The sequence below is a fragment of the Faecalibacterium gallinarum genome (assembly GCF_022180365.1).
Classification (GTDB): domain Bacteria; phylum Bacillota; class Clostridia; order Oscillospirales; family Ruminococcaceae; genus Faecalibacterium; species Faecalibacterium gallinarum.
This window is the reverse complement of sequence record NZ_BQKV01000090.1, coordinates 1-363: the sequence shown is the minus strand read 5'-3', so window position 1 is coordinate 363 and position 363 is coordinate 1. Positions and strand designations below refer to the sequence as shown.

General features: G+C 53.7%; 1 rRNA gene. It reads right to left on the bottom strand.

What is annotated here, in order from left to right:
• A 23S ribosomal RNA gene (locus tag JCM17207_RS10480) occupies window positions 1–363 on the bottom strand; the annotation flags it as partial.

Below are 363 nucleotides of genomic sequence, written 5' to 3'. Positions count from 1 at the left end.
ACTCCCCTCCCGGGGTGCTTTTCACCTTTCCTTCACAGTACTATACGCTATCGGTCACTGGGTAGTATTTAGGGTTGGAGGGTGGTCCCCCCATCTTCCGACCAGGTTTCACGTGTCTGGCCGTACTCCGGATCCTGCGCAGCTCTCGCCATTTTCACCTACGTGGTTCTCACACTCTTTGACCGGCCTTCCCATGCCGTTCGGTTAACAGCTCAAGTCCTAAAAGCAGTCCATACCCCAGAGGTATTTCTACCTCTGGTTTGCCCTCTTCCGCGTTCGCTCGCCACTACTTACGGAATCTCGTTTGATGTCTTTTCCTCGCCCTACTTAGATGTTTCAGTTCAGGCGGTTCCCTCACTGCAC